We start from the raw sequence: 20,915 nt of genomic DNA, 5'->3' as shown, positions 1-20,915 counted from the left end.
AGCGAACAACAAGGGAGGTAATCAGAATGAGCAAGTCGGCAAAGGGAATCGTCAAGGGGCTCGCGCTGGGATTGGCGCTCGCGTGCAGTCTGGTCAGCGTGTCGGGCGCGGTTGCGGAGGAATTGTCGCTCAAGGGCAAGCGGATCGGCGTTTCCGCGATCGGCACCGACCACTACTGGGACCTGATGGCGTTTCGCGGCATTCAGGATCGTGTCAAGGAACTGGGCGGCGAAGTCATCGCACTCGACGCCGGCCGCAAGGACCAGCAGCAGATCGCACAGCTCCAGACCCTGATCGCCCAGAAGCCCGATGCTATCATCGAGCAGCTCGGCAACCTCGAGGTGCTGAACCCCTGGCTACAGAAGATCCGTGACGCGGGCATTCCGCTTTTCACGGTCGATACGGCCACGCCGCACGCCATCAACAACACCACCTCCAACAACTACAATATCGGCGCCGAGATCGCATTGCAGATGGTCGCCGACATGGGTGGCAAGGGCAACGTCCTGGTGTTCAACGGCTTCTACAGCGTGCCGGTGTGCAAGATCCGCTACGACCAGCTCAAATACGTGCTGGCGTCCTTCCCCGAAGTGAAGATCGTCGAGCCCGAACTTCGCGACGTCATTCCGAACACGGTCCAGAGCGCCTATTCCAACATCACCGACATGCTGACCAAGTCCCCTGAAAAGGGCTCGATCGGAGCGGTGTGGGCGTGCTGGGATGTGCCGCAGATCGGCGCGACACAGGCTGTCGAGGCTGCCGGACGTATGGAGGTCAAGACCTACGGCATCGACGGCAGCCCCGAGGTCATCAAGATGGTGATGGATCAGAAGTCGGCAGCCGGCGCGGTGGCCGCCCAGCAGCCCTATGAAATCGGCCAGACTTCTGTCGACAATGTCGCCAAGCACCTGGCGGGTCAGAAGGTTCCGCCCTTCACATTCGTGCCGGCGGTGCTGATCAACAAGGAAAATGCCGCCGAGACGGGCAAGCCTTTCCTCGCGGCTGCTGAAAAGGCAGGCGTAAAGTAAGCTATCGACAAGGGCCATGCCGCTCCTCGGCGGCATGGCAATCTTCAGAACCGGGATGACGGCCATGCAACCAGCAAAGCAAGAGATTGCTGTGTCCATGACGGGCATATCGAAGCAATTCGGCGTGGTACGCGCGTTGGAAGACGCGAACCTTGAGATCACGCGTGGCTCGATACTTGGCCTGGTTGGACAGAACGGCGCGGGAAAGTCGACCATTATCAAGGTGCTCGCCGGCATCGTGAAACCGGATAGCGGAACCATCGTCATCAACGGCCAGACGGTGGGCACGCTGACTCCGGCTTCGGTGGAAAAGCTCGGCGTGCATTTCATCCACCAGGATCGTCTGCTCGTGCCGACAGCAACGGTTGGCGAAGCCGTGTTTCTCGGGCACGAGTTGGGAGCCGGGCCCTTCGTCAATCGCAGGGCGATGGAGCGCAGGGCAGCGGATCTGTTGAAACGCTTCTTCGACATGGAACTGCCGGCAGGAACGCTCGTCAAGGATCTGACCACTGCGCAGCAGAAGGTCGTGCAGATCACGCGTGCGCTCGCCCAGAAGGCATCCGTGCTGGTGTTGGACGAGCCGACCGCCGCTTTGGTCAAGCGCGAGGTCGACAGCCTCTTTGCCGTGTTGCGTCGCCTCCGCGACGATGGCATCGCGGTCGTGTTCATCTCGCATTACATGCAGGAGATCGAACAGCTCTGCGACCGCGTGACCGTCATGCGCAACGGTACCGATGTCGGGACGGTCGATCCGCGCGATACCTCGATCGATAAGATCATCTCGATGATGATCGCCCGCGATGTCGGCGAGATGTTTCCAAAGCGCTCGGTCTCGATCGGCACCCCCGTTCTCGAAGTCTCGAAGCTGCGGCTCGGCGGCAGTTTCAAAGACATCAGCTTCGACGTGCGCTCGGGCGAGATCGTCGGTCTGACCGGTCTGTTGGGCTCCGGCGCCAAGGAGATCGTCCAGTGCCTGTTCGGTCTGGAGAAAGCGGATGGCGGTTCCATCATGGTCGAAGGCCGCCAGCTTTCCTTGTCCTCGCCGGTGCATGCGGTGCGCGACGGTATCGCCATGCTGCCGGAAGATCGGCGTGCGCACGGTGTCGCGCTTGGCCTGACGGTGCGCGAGAATATCTCCTTGGCCAGTCTCGACCGCTATTCCCGAGGCGGGTTCGTCAGCCGCGATACCGAAAACCAGGCTGTCGACGGCCTCATCAAGGAGCTCTCGATCAAGACGCCAACCCGCGATGCGCTGGTGCGGGAGCTTTCCGGCGGCAATCAGCAGAAGGTAGCGATCGCCAAGTGGTTGAGCTGCCAGTCGCGCGTCTATGTTCTGGACGAGCCGACGGTGGCCGTCGATGTCGGCGCGAAGGTGGAAATCTACAACCTGCTCAACCGGTTGGCCGGCGAGGGGGCCGCGGTCCTGATGCTGTCGTCCGACCTTCTCGAACTGGTCGGTATCTGCGATCGCGTTCTGGTGGTCTATCGCGGCGAGCTTGCCGGCACCTTCTCCGGCCCGGACATGAACAGCGACATGCTTCTGGCTGCGTCGTCCGGCGCTCGTTCCATTGCCGCAGGAGTTGCAGCATGAGTGCGACAACCCTTCATACCGAAATCGGCGCGTCCGACGAAAAGCAGGCCGCCGCAAAGAATGCGAGCCGTCGACTGGGCACCATCGTTGTGCGCCTCGGGGCGATAGCCGCCTTCGCAGCGATCATGCTGTATTTCGTTGTCTTCGCTCCAGGTTTTACTTCGACGTTCAACCTCATCAATGTCGTCGAGCAATCGGCGATCCTCGGCGTGCTGGCTTACGGCATGACCATGGTCATCATCGGTGGCGGCTCGGATGTGACCGAAGGTGGCATCGATCTCTCGATCGCAGCCAATATGGGATTGTGCGCGGCCGTCTACGCGACGCTTCTTTCTATGGGCTACGGAGATTTCCTGGCGGTTCTTGCTGCACTCGCAGTCGGCATGGCGATCGGAGCCCTGAATGCGCTTGCCGTGGTCGGCCTCGGCATCTTGCCGCTGCTTGCCACGCTCGCGGTTCTGAACGTGGCAGCCGGGATGGAACTCACGCTCACGCAGAACACGGTCGTGGGCGCCACATCGCCGCTGCTGGCGTTCCTGGTCTCGGGCAGCTTCCTCGGCATCTCCGCCCTGGCGTGGGCCCTGGTTCTGGTTTCCGCGATCATGATCGCGATCGTCCACTACACGTCGTTCGGCTTGCGTCTCTTTGCCGTGGGCGGACATCCTGAAGCCGCGCGCGCTGCCGGCATCAATGTTCCGTTCTATATCTCCTTCACCTACGTGCTGAGCGGGTTCTGCGCGGCGGTGGCGAGCATACTCACGGTGTCCCGGCTCTCGGCCAGCACGCCCGGCTCGGGCGAACTTTTGCTGTCGGTGCTGGCGGCAGCCCTGCTTGGTACCGTCTTTTCCCGTCGTTTCGTGCCGACGATCGGCGGCACGCTGCTCAGCGTCCTGTTCATCGGCCTCCTGGCCAACGGCTTCCAGTTGCTCAATGTGTCGAGCTACTGGGTCAACGGCGTGCAGGGCGCGCTGATCCTGCTGGTCGTCGCCGTCACATCCTTTGCCCGCGGATCGGAGGCTTCCCGATGAGCGTTTCCACAAGCGACAATGCCAGGCAGACCCTTCGCGCCTTTCTGGCCAAGTACAGCATATTGCTGGCCTTCGGTGCGATCGTGGTCTTTTTCGCGACCGCCAGCCCGACTTTCCTGACACCGACGAACCTCTTCAACGTTCTGGTCAACAACGTCGTCATGCTGGCCATCGTGGCGCTGGGGCTGACCATCGTCATCTCCTCGGGCGGCATCGACCTGTCGGTCGGCGTCTCGATCGACATGGCCAGCATGATCTTCGTCATGCTGCTGGCCGCCGGCTATTCCGGTTTTGTCGGTGTCGGCGGCGGATTGGCCGCAGCCCTTGTCGTCGGAGCACTCAACGCCATCTTGATCACACGCCTCAAGATCAGCCCATTCTTGGCCACGCTCGGCGTGCTTTTCATCGGACAAAGCACACAGCAACTCGCCACCAGCGGCGGCCAGCCGATCTATCTTACCAGCGGCTACGCCGGCGACCAGTTCAACGCGATCGCTCGCACGGCATTGCTCGGTATTCCCACACCGGTCATCGTGCTGATCCTGTGCGCCATTGCCGTCTATCTGCTGCTGCATCGTTCCGTGTTCGGCCGCTATGTCCAGGCCATGGGAGCACAGCCGGGCGTAGCCTGGCATTCGGGCATCCGGGTGCCACGCGAACTTTCGCTGGTCTATGTCGGCTGCGCCCTTCTTGCCGGCATCACCGGCATCCTGCTCTCGGCCACCGTCAAGTCCTACGTGCCGCTGTCCGGCAATGCGTTCCTGCTGGACGCGATCGGCGCCACCTTCATCGGCACGACGCTGAGCCGCGAGCGCAAGCCTACCGTGGCTGGCACCCTGCTTGGCGTCCTCCTGCTGGCGGTCGTGAAAAACGGGCTGCTGCTGATCGGCTGGAATTTCTATTGGCAGCAGGTCGGCATCGGGCTGCTGGTCTTCCTGGTCCTTGCCGCGAGCTTCGGACTGCGCCGCGCCTCACACTGATGATTCACTGAATTCGAGAGGGTTCTCGACCATGCCAAAATTCGACGTCAGCTCCATCGGGTTCTACGTGCTCGACATTCTGGGCCGGCCGGTGTCGCGCATTCCCGAGGGCGGCCGTGCCGACTACATCGAGGAGATCCGCATGACGGTTGCCGGCACCGCCGGCGCCACCGGCATGGACTGCGCCATCCTCGGCCTCAGGACGCAGGCCGTCACCACGGTTGGCACCGACGACATGGGCGACTGGTTTGTCGCCAAGCTGAATAAATACGGACTGGACTGCGACCTGGTGCGTCGCGACGGTAGCGTTCAGACCTCTTCGACCATCCTGCCCGTACGGCCGAATGGCGAGCGGCCGGCGCTGCACGTGCCTGGAACGGCCGCCGTGTTCAGCGTGGCCGAAGAGGATATTGAGGCAGCACTTGACGCGACGGTTGTCCACGTTGGAGGCACAGGACTGCTGAAAAGCTTCGACGGCGAGCCGACCGTGCGCCTGCTCAAGCGTGCCAAGGAACTCGGGCGCATCACGACCTTCGATCTCATCCAGGCCACGCCCGAGACCGTGAAGCTGGTCGAGCCATGCCTGCCCTATATCGACTATTTCGTGCCGAGTATCGATGAGGCCGGCGAGATGGCCCATGACACCGATCCAGCCCGTGTCGCGGCCTTCTTCAAAGCAAAGGGCGTCAAGAACTGCATCCTGACGCTCGGCGCGGATGGGGTTTATGTTTCTCCTGAGCATGGGGAGGCTTTCCATCTGCCTGCATTCGACGTCGAGGTCTTCGACACGACCGGCTGCGGCGATTCCTTCACCGCCGGCATCATTGTCGGCATCATCAAGGGCTGGGACATCAGGCAATCGGCTCGCTTTGCCACAGCCGTCGCGGCCAAGGTCGCCATGGGGCTCGGCTCCGACGGCAAACTCGTTTCGTTCGACGACACGATCGCGGCGATGAATTCGCTGCCGGTCAAGACTTCAAAGGTGGAAGCAGCATGACCATTCTTGCGCAAGCAAAGGGAAAGACGGCGCTCGTTACGGGAGCAAGCCGCGGCATCGGCAGGGCGTTGGCCAAAGGGCTTGCCGATGCAGGATTCGACGTCGCCATCACGGACCTGCCGTCGCAGGCGACCGAGCTCGACGTCACCAAGGCAGAGATCGAGGCGGCGGGACGCAAGGCCTATCTCTATACGATGGACGTGAGCAAGAAGGCGGAGATCGAGGATACGGTCGCATCACTGCTGAAGGATGCGGGTGGCATCGACGTGCTGATCAACAATGCCGGTATCCTCAAACCCAGCCTGCTCCAGGATCTCGACGAAGCCAGCTGGGACGCGCATTTCGACATCAACGCCAAGGGTGTGCTGATGATGTGCCAGGCCGTGCTGCCGCATATGCGTGCCAAACGCTCCGGGCGGGTCATCAACATCGCCTCCATTGCCGGGCGCCAGGGCGTGCCGACGCAAGGCCATTATGCCGCGACCAAGGCGACCGTGATAACGCTCACACGCGTTCTGGCGCAGGAGGTCGGCATGGACGGGGTCACCGTCAACGCCATCTGCCCCGGCATCATCCTGACGGAGATGGGCAAGAACAATCTGGGCAGCGAAGCCGCGATCCGGCACTGGGAAGAGGTTGCAGCGCTGAAGCGGCTCGGTGCGCCGGAAGACATAATCGGCCCCGTGCTGTTCTTTGCCTCCGACCTCTCTGCCTTCGTCACCGGCCAGGCGCTCAACGTCGACGGCGGTATCTACTACCACTGAGCGACGGCCGCAGGCCGATCCTCCACACTCCCAGTCTGACAAGCCGGAGCCATGCAGGTTCCGGAAGGAGAACGCATGGCTCGCGAAATGGAATTCTACATCGACGGAAACTGGGTGGCGCCGAGCCGGCCAAAGACTTTCGACGTCATCAATCCGGCGACCGAGTCCATGGTGGCTACGATCGCCATGGGCGCGGCGCAGGACGTGGATCGGGCTGTCGAGGCGGCAAAACGCGCCTTTCCATCTTATTCACGCACCTCAAGGGAAGAGCGCCTCGGCTATCTTTCCCGTCTGCTTGAGCTGTATGACGAAGGCAGCGACGAGATCGCGGCGCTCATGTCGTTGGAGATGGGAGTCGCGAGCAGCTTTTCGCGCGGCGCGCAGATCGCGTTGGGCAGAGCCCATCTCGCCACTGCGATCGATGTCCTGAAACGCTTCGTCTTCACCGAGCAACGCGGTGAAACACTGCTGACGCGCGAGCCCATCGGCGTTTGCGGTCTGATCACGCCGTGGAACTGGCCGATGAACCAGCTTGTGGTGAAGGTCGCGCCGGCACTGGCTGCCGGTTGCACCATGGTGGTCAAGCCGAGCGAATATTCGCCACTCTCCTCGCTGCGCTTTGCCGAGATGGTGCATGCAGCGGGCGTTCCAGCGGGAGTCTTCAATCTCGTCAACGGCGACGGCGTCGAGGTGGGGGACGCGATCTCGCGCCATCCCGATGTCGACATGGTGTCCATCACCGGCTCGACCCGCGCCGGTGTTGCCGTTGCGAAGTCGGCGGCCGATACGATCAAACGCGTCCACCAGGAGCTCGGCGGCAAGTCGGCCAACATCATCTTCGATGACGAGAATTTCGATCGCAACGTGGCCCTTGGCGTGAAGGCCAGCTATCTGAACTGCGGCCAATCGTGCAGTGCGCCAACGCGCATGCTGGTGCCGCACGAACTGATGGAGCGCGCGGCAAGGATTGCGGCCGAGACCGCGAATGCTGTCTCGGTGGGCTCTCCCGATGCCGAGCAGACCGAACTCGGTCCGGTCGTGAATGCCGCGCAGTACCAACACATACAAAGGCTGATAGAGATAGGCGTTGCCGAGGGTGCGGCACTGGCGGCCGGTGGGCCGGGCCGGCCAGAAGGGCTGGAGAGGGGCTATTTCGTGCGGCCGACCGTCTTTTCCCACGTTTCGCCGGGGATGACGGTCGCCCGGGAGGAGATATTCGGGCCGGTGCTATCGATCATCGGTTATGGAGACGAGGACGAGGCGGTGTGCATCGCCAACGATTCCGTCTACGGCCTGGCCGCCTATGTCCAATCGAGCGACCTGGTTCAGGCGAGGCGTGTCGCTGCACAGCTTCGTGTGGGCAACGTTTACATCAACCAAGCATCTTGGGACCCCGAGGCTCCCTTCGGCGGCTTCAAGCAGTCGGGTAACGGTCGCGAGCATGGCGAGTTCGGCCTTGGCGATTTCCTGGAGCTGAAGGCCATGGCTGGATACGGTATCGAGGCAGCGGCCTGAATTGGAGTATGGACTGGCCAGCCATTAGGGATTTCACTGATTTTCCGCCCGGCGGTTCGCCACGAGGGTCCACCAGCAGCGGCCAAGCCCTGTAGGTTGTAGTCCTTCGGATTCAGGACGAAGTACGAAAGCCGTCCGCTCGTCAATTGACGAGCGGAATATTGCCAAGTGTATAGCCTCGCTTTGCTCCATCTACCCAGCTGTCGATGTTTTCGAAGGTGAACAGCTTGGCCTTGACGACCAATTCTTGGGGGGCGGCCGATGGCGCGGCCATTGCGCTATCCATCGCTGCGGCCACTGCGAGCCCGGTTGCATAGGGATCCGGATCCCAGGTTCCGGTGATCCGGCCTTCCTTCACCGCGAGTATGGCGTCCTGATCGCCGTTGATCCCGAACACGATCGTGCCATCCTGGTTCTTGCCGTCATAGATCGTCTTGCCGGCCGCGATGACTGACGCCGAAATGCCGAGCGCGCTCGAGTCATTGTAGGCCCAGAAGGCCTGCACATCTGGAAAGCGGATCAACTCGTCGGCTGCCAGCGTCGCCGCATTCGCAGTCGAATCCTTAGTGTTGTCGACATGGTCGATCACGTCGAGCCCCGCCGCCTTGGCTGCGGCCGTGAAGCACTTGACGTTGTTGATGATGGACTCGACCGGGGGGCCACCGAAGACGATGATTTTCGCTGCCGGCATGCGCTTTGCGATCCAGGCTGCCTGCTGGTCGTAAGGGCCGCCGGGCTTGCAGGTGTTCGTTTCCCACCACACGGTGTTGGTCACGCCTTCGCCGACGGAGTTCAATCCGATGACAGGCACGTTCTGCGCTTTCGCCCGGTCGTACGCGCCCGCGACCGCGTTGGCGTCCAGGGACCACGATCCGATCGCCTTCGCACCCATGGTAAGAAGCGTGTCCAAGTGCGAAACCTGCCTGTCGGCCGAGAGGTTGGCGTCGAGTACCCGGTACGCCCAGCCCTTTTCCTTGGCGGCTTGCTCGATGCCGGCGTTGATCATCTGCTGGCCGGGCTGGCTGGCGATGGGAGATATGTAGCCGATCAGGTCCTCGGCCTTCGCGGCAAGCGAGGCGGACGACATTAGCAGCACCGTCCCCAGGACACCTTTCACGATATTGGAACGCATTCAAACTCCCCTTTTTCTTGGTTCTTATAGCGGCCTAGAGCTCGGAATGCGGTGGCCCGACCGCGGCTTTTTGCTTTTATCTGCCGATGCCGAGCAAAACGGAAACGGATCACCGTATCCAATAAAATAGGCAGGTGTTTTCAATGCCGATTCGCTATCGGTTCTGTGCCAAAAATGTCGTTGACGAAATTGGATGTAGCGCCTTCAATATCGTCAGCCACTATGGACCCGAAGGGAGCGACGCTGCCAGGGACCGCCGTTCCGCCTTGAGCACGGTTGCGCATGGAGCCGAGGGCCGGGAGGATTTGATGTCTGTCGCAAAGGCTGCAGAGCTGACCGGGCCGCGCCGCAGGCCGTCACAAGGCGAGGGCAAGCGAGCGACGATCCGGGCCATGTTTCTGGAGCCGATCGTCAGCGAGCTTGCACGGCGGCACGTGCCCGTCGACGGGCTTCTGGCCCGGCACGGTTTCTCCCGGGCGGATATCCAGTCGCCCTATAGCCGGGTGTCGCTTTGCCTCTATGTCGAGTTGATGGAGGATGCGGCGGTCTACGCAGGCGACGGATTTTTCGGGCTCGATCTTGGGACGCGGTTCACGCTGCAGCAGCTTGGGCCATTCTACGCCCTGATGAGCAATGCCGAGAACCTGCGCGCGGCACTCAGTATGTTTGCCCGCTTCCAGGGCGCCTGGCAGACTCGGACCAGCATGAATGTTCTACGCGAGAGGGAAAGCACCAGCTATACCTACGGGATCGACGATGCCGCCATCTGGCCACGTCGCCAGGACGCCGAGTTCACCCTGGCGGCGATGACGACCCTGGTGCGGCAGCTCGGCGCGCCGAGGTGGCGACCGCAACAGGTGGAGTTCGAGCATTCCATCGCTGGGCGCGAGCAGCGCCTGCACGACTTCTTCAGGGCTCCGGTGCGGGGACAGGCGCGCTTCAATCGCATGACCATCTCCAACGAGGACCTCGACCGGCCGTTCTGTCTCGGCGGCGCCGTGCCGGACGCGGCCCGGGTGATGGAGCAGCACCTGAGAGACCTCCTGTTTGATGAGACGGAGAACGATTCGACGCTTGCGGAAGCCGTCACGAGCTGTGTCGCAAAACGTCTCGGCCATGCCATCGTCGACGTCGATCTTGTCGCCAGGGAACTCAACCTCTCCACCCGCAGCCTACGCCGCAAGCTTGATGAGGAGGGGACGTCCTTTCGCGAAATCCTGCAGGAACAAAGGCTGCTCAGGGCGCGCAAGCTCCTTGACGACGGCAGGCACCAGATATCCGAACTGGCGGCCTTTGTCGGCTATTCCGATGTTGCCGTCTTCTCGCGGGCGTTCAAGGCATGGACCGGTGTGTCGCCGAGCGATTATGCATTGCACCGTCCTTTTGGCGCTGTTCGGCTCTGATGACACAAGCCGGTCGGCATAGTCAGACTGCTGCACTGGCCGAAATTGCAAAACAAATGGCCGCTTCGGCCATCCAGGAGCAGGCACAATTGGGACATTGTCTGATCATCGAAGATCAGCAGAGTGTCTCATGTTACAGCAGCACGACAAACCCGCCTCGGCCCTGAAGCCGTCCCATCCGCTCGACCCGCTGACGATCGGCGAGATCGATGCGGCCTGCGACATCCTGCGCGCCGCGCGCGATCTGGGTGAGTTTCCCCGCTTTCCCTTTGTCGAACTCAAGGAACCGTCCCGGGAGGAGGTGGAGGCATTCGTGCAGGGAGCGACGTTTCCGCGCGTCGCGTTCCTGCTGGTGCTCGACATTGCGAGCGGCCGCGCCAGCGAGGCACTGGTGGACCTGCGCGAGGAGCGTCTCATCTCCTGGACCGATCTCGAAACCGATCATGAGCACGGCCAGCCGCCGATCATTGTCGAAGACTTTTACCGCGCCGCCGAAATCGTCAAGGCGGACGAACGCTGGCGCGCGGCCATGGTGCTGCGCGGGCTTTCGGACAGCGAGATCGACCTGATCCAGATCGATCCGATCTCGCCGGGCTATTTCGATTTCGAGCCTTACAAGGGGCGCAGGATCCTTCGTGCCGTCTCCTACTACCGCGCCTTCGAGCAGGACAACGCCTACGCCCATCCGATCGAGGGCGTGGTCGCGGTGGTCGACCTGATCGAGGGCAAGGTCATCGCAATGGAGGATGACGGCCGCCTCGTGCCCATTCCCAGGAAGCAGTACAATTATGACAGTGCATCGCTCGCGCCCGCGCGCACGGATTTGAAGCCGCTTGAGATCGTCCAGGCCGATGGGCCGAGCTTCGTCGTCGATGGCTGGCATGTCACCTGGCAGGATTGGGAGTTCCGTGTCGGCTTCACCCCGAGGGAGGGGCTTGTCCTCAACCAACTCGGCTTCCGTGACGGTGGCCGGCTGCGTCCGATCATCCATCGCGCCAGCATAACTGAAATGGCGGTTCCCTATGCCGATCCGACACCGCAGCATTTTGCCAAATGCGCTTTCGATGCCGGCGAGTTCGGCCTTGGCAAGCTCGCGAACCAGCTCGAACTCGGCTGCGACTGCCTGGGACACATCCACTATTTCGACGTGCCGGCATCGGACGATTTCGGCAAGGCGTTCGTCATGCGCAACGCCATCTGCATGCATGAGGAAGATTACGGTATCCTCTGGAAACACAACGAATTCCGCTCCCGTGTCAGTGAGACGCGCCGGTCACGGCGCCTGGTCGTCAGCTTCTTCGCCACCGTCGGGAACTACGACTACGGCTTCTATTGGTACCTCTATCAGGACGGCACGATCCAGTTCGAGGCCAAGCTGACGGGCATCGTCCAGACCTCCGCTCTCATGGACGGCGAACGATATGCCTGGGGCGGCATGATCGTGCCCTCGCTCGGCGGGCCTTCGCACCAGCATTTCTTCAATGCGCGCCTGCATATGGCGATCGACGGTACCGGCAACAGCGTGACTGAGCATGACTATGTGCGCGTGCCCATGGGACATGACAATCCGCATGGAAATGTCTTCAAGGTCAGTTCACAGTTGCTGGAGAATGAGGCGGATGCCGCCCGCGAGGCCGATGGGGCAACGGGGCGCTTCTGGAAGGTCATCAATCCCAATGTCAGAAACGATGTCGACCAGCCGCCGGGCTACAAGCTGGTGGTCATGCCATCGCCGACGCTGCTCGCCGACCTCGGCAGCTCCGTCTATCGACGGGCTGGCTTTGCCTCGAAGCATGTCTGGGTCACCCGCTACGCGCCCGAGGAACGGTTCGCCAGTGGCGATTATCCGAACCAGCACGGCGGCGAATGCGGTCTGCCGGTCTATGTCAGGCAGGGGCGGGAGATCGCCAACCAGGACATCGTGCTCTGGCACAGCTTCGGCCACACCCATGTCTGCAAGCCCGAAGACTTCCCCATCATGCCGGTCGAATATGCGGGCTTCACGCTGAAGCCGAACAACTTCTTCACGACCAGCCCGGCGATGAAGATACCGGCCGCGCCCGTCGGTGGACATGGCGCGGGTAACAAGGGCTCCTGCTGCGGAGGGCACTGAAGGGGCAGAGACGGCGGGCAGAGCATCACCTGCCGCATGGCGTCGCTCCGGCGGCGCAATGCCCGTCACAACACTTTTCGACACAACGGCGACCTAACAAGCCGATAAAAAGGGGAACGACAATGTCTTCAACATCAACATCCATGACCATCCAGCCACCCGGCGTCACGGACGCGGCCGACGAACAGCTCGAACGCGGCGTCCTGGGAACCTCCGCCATCGTCTTCATGGTGCTTGCGGTCGCTGCGCCGCTCGCTGTCGTTGTCGCCCTGATGCCGATAGCGCTCGCATTCGGCAACGGCGCGGGCGTGCCCGGCGCGTGGATCCTCGGCGGCATCGCCATGCTTCTTTTCGCCGTCGGCTATGTGCGGCAGATTCCTTTCGTGAAGAATGCCGGCGCGTTCTACGCCTACATCTCGGCAAGCTTCAGCCGCTCCATCGGCTTGCCCGCCGCCTATGTGGCGGCTGTCTCCTACCTCGCGCTCTGTCTTTCGACACTCGCCGCGCTGGCCTTCTTCTGCAGTGATTTGTTCGCGCTGGTCAGCGGCGTCAGCACGCCGTGGCAATTGTGGGCGGCGATCAGCATCGTCATCGTTGCAATACTTGCCTACCATCGCATCACGCTGGTGGCGACGGTTCTGTCGGTCGCGCTGGTCGCGGAGATTGCGATGATCATGCTGCTCAACCTCGCGATCATCGTCCAGAAGGGCTTGCCTGCCTTCAATCTTCAAGATTTTGCGCCGTCGTCGGTCTTCGGGCCGGGGCTCGGTATCGCTCTCATCTATGCCTTCAACAGCATGATCGGCTTTGAAAGCACGGCCATCTACCAGGAGGAGGCTAAAAATCGCAAAGTGACGATTCCCCGTGCGACCTATATCGCCGTCCTGGTTGCCGGGCTGCTTTATGCGCTGACCGCCTGGTGCCTCTCCACCTCGATCGGCAGCCTCGAAGTGGCGAAAGTCGCGGGCGCGGATCCCGGCCATTTCGTCACAGCGCGCGCCAATGATTTCCTCGGCGCCTGGAGCGCCCATCTGTTCAGCGTGCTGGTGGTCACGAGCTCGTTTGCCGCAGTTCTCGGTCTCTTCAACAACAGCGCCCGCTACATCTATGCGCTTGCCCGCGACGGCGTGCTGCCGCAACGTCTTGCCAAGACCCATCCGGTCTACAAGTCGCCGCATGTGGCGGCCGTTTTCCTGGCCATCGTGCTCTCGGTCGTCACCGCCGTCGCTGCAATCGCAGGCCTGGATCCGTTGCTCAACATCGCGCCGATGTTCGTCGGTCTCGGTTCGGTCGGCCTGATGACCCTGCTTGCTCTGACGGCGCTCGGCGTCCCGTTGTTCTTTGCCCGGCGCGGTACCTATGGCCTGGCCACGACGGTAGCACCAGCGCTCGGTGGTATCGCGATCGCGGTCGCGACGTGGCTGGCGATCACCAATTACAGCGCGCTCACCGGCGTCGATTCACCGCTGGTCAGCAGTCTGCCCTGGGTGCTGGTTGTCGTGGCTCTGGCTGGTGGCGTACAGGCGCTTTGGCTGCGGTCGAGCCATCCCCAAGCCTATGAGCGCATCGGCGCTTCGCGCATCGAGGATCCGCTGGAATAACAAAGGCACGATCGGCCACTTCTCCAGCATCCTTGGCCTGGTGGCCTGTTGTGCCGCCAGGCCTGATCCCAGCCTCCGACCACAGCGAGCGATGCGATGGCCCTCGATACCGTGCTGGCTTCGGGACTTCTGACGGGGCTCGCCGGCAGCCTGCATTGCGCCGGTCTATGTGGGGGCGTGGCGTCGATGCTGCTAACGGCGAGGCAGGCGGGAGGTGCCGCCGTCACCACGGGCGCCCGCCTGTCGTTCCTGAGCCGCCTGCAGGTCGGACGAGCGGCTGTCTATGTCCTGGCCGGAGGGATAGCGGGAAGCATCGGATATTATGTCCAGAGCCTGCTGTTCCTCGCCGGCCTGCAGGACATGCTGCGCTATGCGGCTAGCGCCCTGATCGTCGTGACAGGGCTGTCGGTTGCCAACATCCTGCCGCCGCTCGGTCGCCTTGATCATGGCCTCCGGCATGCGGCGTGGCTTTGGCGCGCCTTGGCACGGCTGCAGCCGGGATCGACAGTCGGGCTGGGTGCCGCTCTGGCTTTGGCGCCTTGCGCCATGGTGTTCAACGCGCTGCTCACGGCGATGCTGACCGGTGGCCCGCTCGCGGGAGCGGTCTATATGGCAGGCTTTGCGGTAGCGGCTCTGCCGGGCGTCGTCTTTTCTGCCCTTGGCATAGCAACTCTCGCTGGGGTTGGCCGTGGGATCAGCCGTGGCGGCAGGCTGCCTCTGGGCATTCTGCTCGCCACGACAGGCGTGCTGTTTGCGCTGCTACCCGGTGGATCGATCACCCAGCTCTGTTTCGGCTGAGTTGCGCCTCAAGCGGCGATCAATGCCAAGACACGCAACGGACTGCCGGATCCGTGCCTGATCTTCAGCGGTGCCGCAATGACGACCGCGCCCTTGGGCGGCAACTGGTCGAGATTGGCAAGGCACTGCAATCCGTAGCGGCCTGCGCCATGCAGGAAATGATGCGCCGGATAAGGCGGGCTGAAATGGCCGGCCTGGCCCGCGTCCGTTCCAATGGTCTCTGTGCCGAAACCGATGATGTCGCGCTCCGTAACAAGCCAGCGGATGACATCGGCGTCCGGTCCGGGCGTATGCGCTCCATCGTCGAGAAGATTGGCATAGTCGCGCCCCGTCTTTTTCGACCAGTCCGTCCGCAGCAGGACCCAGCTTCGCGGCGCGATCAGACCGTGTTCGCGTTCCCATGCCAGAATGTCTTCGACGCCCAGCAGGAAATCCGCATCCGCGGCCGATTGCCGGGAGCAATCGATGACATTCGCCGGCGCTATCATGTCTCGGGTCGGCAGTGTGTCGACGGTGTTCAGCGGCAGGTCCTTGCCGGTGTACCAGTGGATCGGCGCATCGAAATGCGTACCGGTGTGCTCGCCGAACGAAATGTTGTTCCAATACCAGGCAGGCCCATCCCCGTCGTAGCAGGAGATGCGTTCCATACGGAACGGCGCGGACTGGCCGAACTCCGGCGGCATGACGATGGTCGGGAAGTCGGGGCTCAGCGTATGGGTGAGGTCGACCAGCTTGAGGCCGCCATCGGCAACAAGCCCGGCCAACTGGACAAGAACAACGTCCGCCGCATCATCACGCGCGCTCATAGGCCACCCTCCCGCTCGAGCGCTTTTGGATTGGCGGCCAGCCGCGCGCAGATGTCCCTGGCGGCGTCGCCCACATAGATTTCCTCCAGACCGCGGCGCAGTCCGTCGACGACGGCTTCGGCGAGCTGGCCAGGCGCGACTTTCGGTGGCGGGACGGTCTGGTACCACTCCGTGTCGAGCGGTCCCGTGAAGACATTCATCAGCCGCACCCCCCCGGGCCTGAGTTCTGTCCGCAGCCAATGGGAGAGGGAGAGGCATGCGGCATGAGACACCGACATCGTGCCGAAGGCGGGCTGCGCCGCGAGTGCGTAGACCGACAAGAGGTTGACCCAGGCGACGGCCGAATTCGTGCCGTCGGCGCCGCGCGCGAGCATCACGGGGCCGAAGGCCTGTGCAAGGCGCATCGCACCGGCCAGCGTCGCATCCAGCGTTTCGGTCAGCCTGCGCGCCGCGCCCTTGTCGAAAATATGGACCGGTCGCGTGTGGTCGGCCGTGTTGACGAGGATGTCGACTTTTGCGCCAATATCGGCCGCGAGGTCGGCGACGGACTGTTCGTCCGTCAGGTCGAGCGGCACGATTTCCACACCCTCGATGGCGCGGAGGTCCGCTTCGCCGGCAAAAGGCTTCCAGGCCTCGGCGACGCCGACGAAGACATGTGTGGCTTCCGCCCGCAAGAGTGCCTTGGCCAGTGCCGGGGCGACGGGATTGCGGCCGTCGGTGATGAGGATGCGGCGGTGCTTGGGGTCGGCAGTCAGTTCCCGCAATTGTGGATCGTCACGCATGTTGGACGTCTCCTCTAAGGGGGTGGCGAAGGCGACGGGCTGGCCAGCCTTGTCGAGTTGCAACGACAGTTTCACGCTGCTCCCTTCCACGCATCCACCGTGCAGGCTTGCGATAATGCTTGGACCGCAATCCGCCGCGACGATGCCCTGCCGCCACGGCATGCGCTCGCGAAAGTAGGTGTCGTTCGTAACGCGGATGGTGGTGCCGGCGACCAGGGTGCCACCGACAGGTGCATCGGTGAAGGGCAGGTCATGCGACAGGCAGTGCGGACATGCGTCGCGTGGGGGGTAGAGGAATGTGTGGCATTCCTCGCAGCGCTGCAGTGCGAAACGACCTTCGGCAGCGGCAAGGGTCAAACCGTGCGCTGTCCTGCTGCGCGCCGAAGGCGGCAGAAGCGGGCGCGGCGTCCTGGCGAGTGGATCCTTGCGCTTGGAAGGAGCTATGGGCCGGGTCACCGGGATTCTCCCGCCAGGATGACCGCGCCGGAGGACAGGCCACGATCGTAATTGATCATGCCAAAGCCGGACGCGAGGCCGATGCGGGCCCTGCCGACCTGTGTCGGCCCCGCAATGCCCATGACCTGCCGCATGCATTCGACGATGCCGAGATGGCCGCCGGCCGCCCCCGCCTGGCCGACGGAGAGCTGGCCGCCGCTGGTGTTATGCGGAAAAGATCCGTCGATCTCGAAACTATGGCCGCGCACGAAGTCAGGACCTTCGCCCTTGCCGCAGAAACCCAGATCCTCGAACTGCATCATCGAGATCACGGGGTAGTCGTCATAGGTCTGCACGAGGTCGACATCGCCTGCTTGAATGCCGGCCATCGCGTACAGCTCGCCAATGTCATAGGCCCAGCCGCCACGATACTGCACGTCGTCCTCGGCGAAGGCGTGATGCCGTTCGATTGTAGACAGCACCCGCGCGAACGAAAGACCGAGTGATTTCGCCGTTTCCTCGCGCATGACCAGGAATGCCTCCGCGCCGGCACAGGGCATGACGCAATCGAAGAGATGAATTGGATCCGCGACGGGACGCGCCGCCATATATTGGTCGAGCGTCAGCGGCTTCTTCATCAATGCATTCGGGTTGCGCAGGGCGTTGGCGCGCTGGGTGACACAGAGCTTGCCGAAATCCTCGCGCCGGGCGCCGAACCGGTTCATGTAGTTGCGGGCGATCAGCGCGAAGCTTGCATTGGCACCGCCTGCACCATGCGGATAGACGGCATCCTGCGCGAAGCGGGAGAAGTTCGCCAGCGTTCGGCGAAAAGTGTCGACATGGTTGGTGTCGCCGGCCACGCAGGCGACGATGCTGGCGTCGCCTGCCTGCACGGCTCGCGCGGCACGGCGCAGCGATATGATACCTGACACTCCCCCCATGGGAACGTGATCGAGCCAGCGTGGCGACAGGCCGAAATGCTGTGTGAGGCCGATCGCGGTATCCGGCGCCGTCGTGAAACTCGCCAGTGCGAAGCCATCGAATTGGCGATGGCTTATGCCTGCACTCTGCGCCAGCGCGCGCAGGGCTCGGCCGAGCCACCATTGTGCGCTTTCGATGGAGAAACGCTGGTAGGGAACGGTCACCGGTACCGCAAGTACGACTCCTTCGTAGGATGTCCGTTTTGCCGGTGTCATCAGCCGTGTCCCGCCTTGCGCCGGATGCCCGCCTTCATCTCGCGCAGGTCGATCGCCGTGCCGAGCCGTACCATCCCGGCGGCCATCGCCTTGATCTCGCCGCGCTGCGGCTTCTGCGTCGAACTCAACGGCAACTCGTCGATGAAAGCTACGTAGCCGGGGAGCTTGTGGTAGGCGAGGCGCTCGGCGCTGGCGCGGACGATGTCCTCGGCGAGAACCCTCGCGTCGCCTTGTGCGGTGTCGTCCGTCCGAATCAGGAAGGCGAAGACCTCCTCTCCGCGCAATTCGTCGGGCACCGGCGTCACGGCCACGGCCTTGATCGCGGCGTTTCCGGCCAGCGCCGCTTCCACTTCGAGGACGGCGATGTTCTCGCCACTCCTGCGCACGATGCTTTTCTTGCGGTCGAAGAAATAGAGCAGGCCTTGGTCGTCCTCGTACACGACATCGCCGGTGTGGAACCAATCGCCGGCCCAGGCCTCCTCGGTTGCCTGCTCGTCCTTGAGATAACCGCCGAAGAAACCGTGCCGCGGATCGTCGCCACTGGCCCGCACGATGAGTTCGCCGGGCTGGCCGCGTTCGACCGGCAGGTCGCTGTCGCCGACGATCCGGTATTCCATGCCGGCCCGTGGGCGGCCGATGCAGCGCCGGCCAGGCGTATAGTCGTCGCGCGCCGTTGTCGTTGCCGCGCGACCGCCGGTTTCCGTCATGGCCCAGGCCTCGACGATGGGAATCCCGAACCGCCTCTCGAATTCGACCTTGTGTTGGGCGTCCACCCCGGGCCCGAGCGAATATTTGACTGTGTGATTGCGGTCATAAGCAGTTTCGGGCAGGCGCAGGAGGATTGCCGGGATGACGCCGAGGCAGTGCACGATGGTGGCTCCTGACTCGCTGACACACTGCCACCAGCGGCCCGCATGGAAGCGGTCGAGGGGAACGATGGCTCCGCCAACGACGATCATGCCGAGTGCTGTACAGCCAAGCGCGTTCATATGGAACATCGGCAGCGGCGTAAGGGCCACTTCGCAGCCGCGGCCGGTCTCGGCGATGCCGCCTTGCGTGACATACCAGTCTGCGAGTGTCATGAAATAGGTGTTGGACAGGATGCAGCCCTTCGGCTTGCCGGTGCTGCCCGATGTGAACAGAAGGGCGCATTCGTCGTCAGCGTTGCCGAACTGCCTCGAAGCAACCGCGGACGGCGGCGGAACTGGGTCAGCTATCTCCATCACGCGCAGTCCGGGCCTTGCGAAGTGGTGTAGCGTCGGCACAAGGCGCGAATAGGTCACGACAAGATCAGCATCCGCGATGTCGAGCTGATAGTTGAGCTCGGCCGGGCGCAAATCCGGATTGAGCGGCACGATGGAAACGCCGAGCGCGTTCAACGCCAGCCAGTGGCTGAAGAATTCGGGACGGTTTTCCAGAAGCAGCGCGATGCGGTGCCCGGCACCATAGCCCACCTCTTCGAAACGGGACCGGATGCGGTCGACTTCGCCCCACACCTCGCCGTAGCTGATACGGAAACCATTCGGGGCATAGCTGAGCTCCGCGCTTGCCGGAGCGATCAACATCGGTGCGTTCGGCTGGGCGGTCGCTTGGACCTCGAATGCGGTGAAGGGCGAATGCATCGACTATCCCTTTGCCGCCCCAGGCTGCGCGACCGCGCCGGAGGACGACGTTTTTTCAAACGGATAGTGGGGGGAGGCTTTTCCGGTCCAATATTATCGCTTGTCGGAAAACATAACGACTTGTTATCAATCCACATGGATCTAAGACAAATTCGATATTTTATAGCGGTTGCCGAGGACGAGCATTTCGGCCGCGCGTCGGAGCGGATCCACATTGCCCAACCGGCGCTGAGCCGTCAGATACAGTTGCTCGAGGCCGAACTCGGCGTGACGCTTTTCGATCGGCTGCCGCGAGGGGTGAAGCTGTCGGCTGCGGGTCGGACCTTTCGTGAGCATTGCAGGCAGATTCTGCTGAATCTCAGTCATGCGGTCAGCGAAACCCAGGCCGTCGCCCGTGGCGAGGCAGGCATGCTGAAGCTCGGTTTCATCGAGGTGGCGGCATGGAACGGGATCATTCCAGAAACGATCATGGAATTCCGCCGTGCCAACTCGGGCGTGCGGCTGGTGCTGAGCGCAATGACGAGCCTCAACCAGATTGACGCCATCTATGACGGTCGCATCGATGCCGGCTTTCTCTACAACCCGCCCATCGATGCTGCACTGACCGTGCTACCGGTTACCCGCCATGCGGTATTGCTGGCCGTGCAGGCCGGTTCGGAATTCGCCGGGAAGAAATCGGTTGCCGTGTCGGAGCTTGCCGGCAGGCCGCTGATATCCTTCTACCGGCGGGAGAGCCCGACCTACTACGATGAATTGCACAGGGGGCTGTTCCAGGCCGGCGTGGCGGTCAACATCGTCCATGAGGCCGAAAACGAAGCCGAAATGCTGGCCCTCGTGACGACGGGACTTGGGATTGCCCTCGTCAACGAATGCCAGCGATGGCGGATGCCGGACGGCATAGCTCTCATTCCAGTGCGTGGTCTTGATGTCGGCTTGAATCTGACGCTGGTCTACCGGTCGAATCATTCCGTCCCTGCGCTGAGCCGGTTTCTTTCCCTGCTCAGGCAGTGAGGCGTTCTACCATCCAAGAGCAAACATGTCGATTTTGGCTGGCGATCCATATCGTCTTGCTATCGGTCGAAGCCGCTAAAACTATTGGACCATCAGGGTTTCGCGGTGGTCAT

At 62.6% G+C, this 20,915-nt stretch carries 17 protein-coding genes; 12 read left to right on the top strand and 5 right to left on the bottom strand.

Features of this window, described 5'->3' with window-relative positions; translation table 11 throughout:
• Positions 1-26 precede the first annotated feature (26 nt).
• The 7 genes from AO692_RS13845 (at position 27) to AO692_RS13815 (ending at position 7,903) form a co-directional block, all read left to right on the top strand.
• Positions 27-1,028 (top strand): sugar ABC transporter substrate-binding protein, encoded by a 1,002-nt coding sequence (locus AO692_RS13845; RefSeq protein WP_054310638.1) that lies wholly within the window; start codon positions 27-29, stop codon positions 1,026-1,028.
• Positions 1,029-1,125: 97 nt separating this feature from the next.
• Positions 1,126-2,619: a sugar ABC transporter ATP-binding protein gene (locus tag AO692_RS13840; RefSeq protein ID WP_152979833.1), complete on the top strand. Its 1,494-nt coding sequence runs from the start codon at positions 1,126-1,128 to the stop codon at positions 2,617-2,619.
• Complete coding sequence (locus tag AO692_RS13835; protein WP_054310637.1) at positions 2,616-3,647, top strand: ABC transporter permease; 1,032 nt, start codon at positions 2,616-2,618, stop codon at positions 3,645-3,647. Before AO692_RS13840 ends, AO692_RS13835 begins: the two co-directional genes overlap by 4 nt.
• Complete coding sequence (locus AO692_RS13830) at positions 3,644-4,627, top strand: ABC transporter permease (RefSeq protein ID WP_054310636.1); 984 nt, start codon at positions 3,644-3,646, stop codon at positions 4,625-4,627. Before AO692_RS13835 ends, AO692_RS13830 begins: the two co-directional genes overlap by 4 nt.
• 31 nt (positions 4,628-4,658) lie before the next feature.
• On the top strand, positions 4,659-5,624 hold the full coding sequence (locus tag AO692_RS13825; protein ID WP_054310635.1) for a sugar kinase: 966 nt from the start codon (positions 4,659-4,661) through the stop codon (positions 5,622-5,624).
• A complete protein-coding gene (locus AO692_RS13820) occupies positions 5,621-6,388 on the top strand; it encodes an SDR family NAD(P)-dependent oxidoreductase (protein WP_054310634.1) in 768 nt (255 codons plus the stop codon). The genes AO692_RS13825 and AO692_RS13820 overlap by 4 nt, the downstream gene beginning before the upstream one ends.
• Before the next feature lie 75 nt (positions 6,389-6,463).
• Positions 6,464-7,903, top strand: a complete 1,440-nt coding sequence (locus AO692_RS13815; protein ID WP_054310633.1) for an aldehyde dehydrogenase family protein — start codon at positions 6,464-6,466, stop codon at positions 7,901-7,903.
• Between the two features lie 142 nt (positions 7,904-8,045).
• Here the strand turns inward: AO692_RS13815 and AO692_RS13810 are convergent, their stop codons facing one another.
• Positions 8,046-9,035: a sugar ABC transporter substrate-binding protein gene (locus AO692_RS13810; protein WP_054310632.1), complete on the bottom strand. Its 990-nt coding sequence runs from the start codon at positions 9,033-9,035 to the stop codon at positions 8,046-8,048.
• Positions 9,036-9,343: 308 nt separating this feature from the next.
• Between AO692_RS13810 and AO692_RS13805 the strand changes: the two genes are divergently transcribed.
• The 4 genes from AO692_RS13805 (at position 9,344) to AO692_RS13790 (ending at position 14,950) form a co-directional block, all read left to right on the top strand.
• A complete protein-coding gene (locus AO692_RS13805) occupies positions 9,344-10,438 on the top strand; it encodes an AraC family transcriptional regulator (protein WP_161808070.1) in 1,095 nt (364 codons plus the stop codon).
• Between the two features lie 130 nt (positions 10,439-10,568).
• Positions 10,569-12,551, top strand: coding sequence for a primary-amine oxidase (locus AO692_RS13800; RefSeq protein ID WP_054310630.1), 1,983 nt, complete (start codon positions 10,569-10,571; stop codon positions 12,549-12,551).
• 122 nt (positions 12,552-12,673) lie between these two features.
• Positions 12,674-14,152, top strand: a complete 1,479-nt coding sequence (locus AO692_RS13795) for an APC family permease (RefSeq protein ID WP_200911735.1) — start codon at positions 12,674-12,676, stop codon at positions 14,150-14,152.
• 96 nt (positions 14,153-14,248) lie between these two features.
• Entirely contained in the window at positions 14,249-14,950 is a 702-nt protein-coding gene (locus AO692_RS13790; protein WP_054310628.1) for a sulfite exporter TauE/SafE family protein, read from the top strand.
• Positions 14,951-14,958: 8 nt separating this feature from the next.
• On the opposite strand, the gene AO692_RS13785 is transcribed toward AO692_RS13790, so the two are convergent.
• From AO692_RS13785 to AO692_RS13770, 4 genes are read right to left on the bottom strand one after another with little or no spacing between them, the layout of a single operon-like run.
• Positions 14,959-15,756: a cyclase family protein gene (locus AO692_RS13785; RefSeq protein WP_054310627.1), complete on the bottom strand. Its 798-nt coding sequence runs from the start codon at positions 15,754-15,756 to the stop codon at positions 14,959-14,961.
• Positions 15,753-16,994 (bottom strand): SDR family NAD(P)-dependent oxidoreductase, encoded by a 1,242-nt coding sequence (locus AO692_RS13780; protein WP_054310626.1) that lies wholly within the window; start codon positions 16,992-16,994, stop codon positions 15,753-15,755. The genes AO692_RS13785 and AO692_RS13780 overlap by 4 nt, the downstream gene beginning before the upstream one ends.
• The gene (locus tag AO692_RS13775; protein ID WP_054310625.1) at positions 16,991-18,169 is read right to left on the bottom strand and encodes a thiolase family protein; all 1,179 of its coding nucleotides are present in this window, start codon (positions 18,167-18,169) and stop codon (positions 16,991-16,993) included. Before AO692_RS13775 ends, AO692_RS13780 begins: the two co-directional genes overlap by 4 nt.
• Positions 18,169-19,791 carry an AMP-binding protein gene (locus AO692_RS13770; RefSeq protein ID WP_054310624.1) on the bottom strand — a complete coding sequence of 541 codons (1,623 nt, stop codon included), beginning with the start codon at positions 19,789-19,791 and terminating at the stop codon, positions 18,169-18,171. The genes AO692_RS13775 and AO692_RS13770 overlap by 1 nt, the downstream gene beginning before the upstream one ends.
• On the opposite strand from AO692_RS13770, the gene AO692_RS13765 reads away from it, so the two are divergent.
• Positions 19,759-20,802 carry a LysR substrate-binding domain-containing protein gene (locus AO692_RS13765; protein ID WP_152979832.1) on the top strand — a complete coding sequence of 348 codons (1,044 nt, stop codon included), beginning with the start codon at positions 19,759-19,761 and terminating at the stop codon, positions 20,800-20,802. The genes AO692_RS13770 and AO692_RS13765 overlap by 33 nt on opposite strands.
• Positions 20,803-20,915: the final 113 nt, after the last annotated feature.

This window comes from Mesorhizobium sp. 1M-11, from assembly GCF_001303895.1.
Taxonomy (GTDB): domain Bacteria; phylum Pseudomonadota; class Alphaproteobacteria; order Rhizobiales; family Rhizobiaceae; genus Mesorhizobium.
The sequence above is the reverse complement of the archived record's forward strand: the minus strand, read 5'-3'. Positions and strand labels throughout refer to the sequence as shown.

What these genes read in the sequence shown, in the direction of transcription:
- AO692_RS13810 (WP_054310632.1), bottom strand. Translation starts at nt 9,035, where the DNA reads ATGCGTTCCAATATCGTGAAAGGTGTCCTGGGGACGGTGCTGCTAATG.
- AO692_RS13800 (WP_054310630.1), top strand. Translation starts at nt 10,569, where the DNA reads ATGTTACAGCAGCACGACAAACCCGCCTCGGCCCTGAAGCCGTCCCAT.
- AO692_RS13775 (WP_054310625.1), bottom strand. Translation starts at nt 18,169, where the DNA reads ATGACACCGGCAAAACGGACATCCTACGAAGGAGTCGTACTTGCGGTA.
- AO692_RS13835 (WP_054310637.1), top strand. Translation starts at nt 2,616, where the DNA reads ATGAGTGCGACAACCCTTCATACCGAAATCGGCGCGTCCGACGAAAAG.
- AO692_RS13830 (WP_054310636.1), top strand. Translation starts at nt 3,644, where the DNA reads ATGAGCGTTTCCACAAGCGACAATGCCAGGCAGACCCTTCGCGCCTTT.
- AO692_RS13825 (WP_054310635.1), top strand. Translation starts at nt 4,659, where the DNA reads ATGCCAAAATTCGACGTCAGCTCCATCGGGTTCTACGTGCTCGACATT.
- AO692_RS13785 (WP_054310627.1), bottom strand. Translation starts at nt 15,756, where the DNA reads ATGAGCGCGCGTGATGATGCGGCGGACGTTGTTCTTGTCCAGTTGGCC.
- AO692_RS13840 (WP_152979833.1), top strand. Translation starts at nt 1,126, where the DNA reads ATGACGGGCATATCGAAGCAATTCGGCGTGGTACGCGCGTTGGAAGAC.
- AO692_RS13770 (WP_054310624.1), bottom strand. Translation starts at nt 19,791, where the DNA reads ATGCATTCGCCCTTCACCGCATTCGAGGTCCAAGCGACCGCCCAGCCG.
- AO692_RS13845 (WP_054310638.1), top strand. Translation starts at nt 27, where the DNA reads ATGAGCAAGTCGGCAAAGGGAATCGTCAAGGGGCTCGCGCTGGGATTG.
- AO692_RS13805 (WP_161808070.1), top strand. Translation starts at nt 9,344, where the DNA reads ATGTCTGTCGCAAAGGCTGCAGAGCTGACCGGGCCGCGCCGCAGGCCG.
- AO692_RS13815 (WP_054310633.1), top strand. Translation starts at nt 6,464, where the DNA reads ATGGCTCGCGAAATGGAATTCTACATCGACGGAAACTGGGTGGCGCCG.
- AO692_RS13795 (WP_200911735.1), top strand. Translation starts at nt 12,674, where the DNA reads ATGTCTTCAACATCAACATCCATGACCATCCAGCCACCCGGCGTCACG.
- AO692_RS13790 (WP_054310628.1), top strand. Translation starts at nt 14,249, where the DNA reads ATGGCCCTCGATACCGTGCTGGCTTCGGGACTTCTGACGGGGCTCGCC.
- AO692_RS13820 (WP_054310634.1), top strand. Translation starts at nt 5,621, where the DNA reads ATGACCATTCTTGCGCAAGCAAAGGGAAAGACGGCGCTCGTTACGGGA.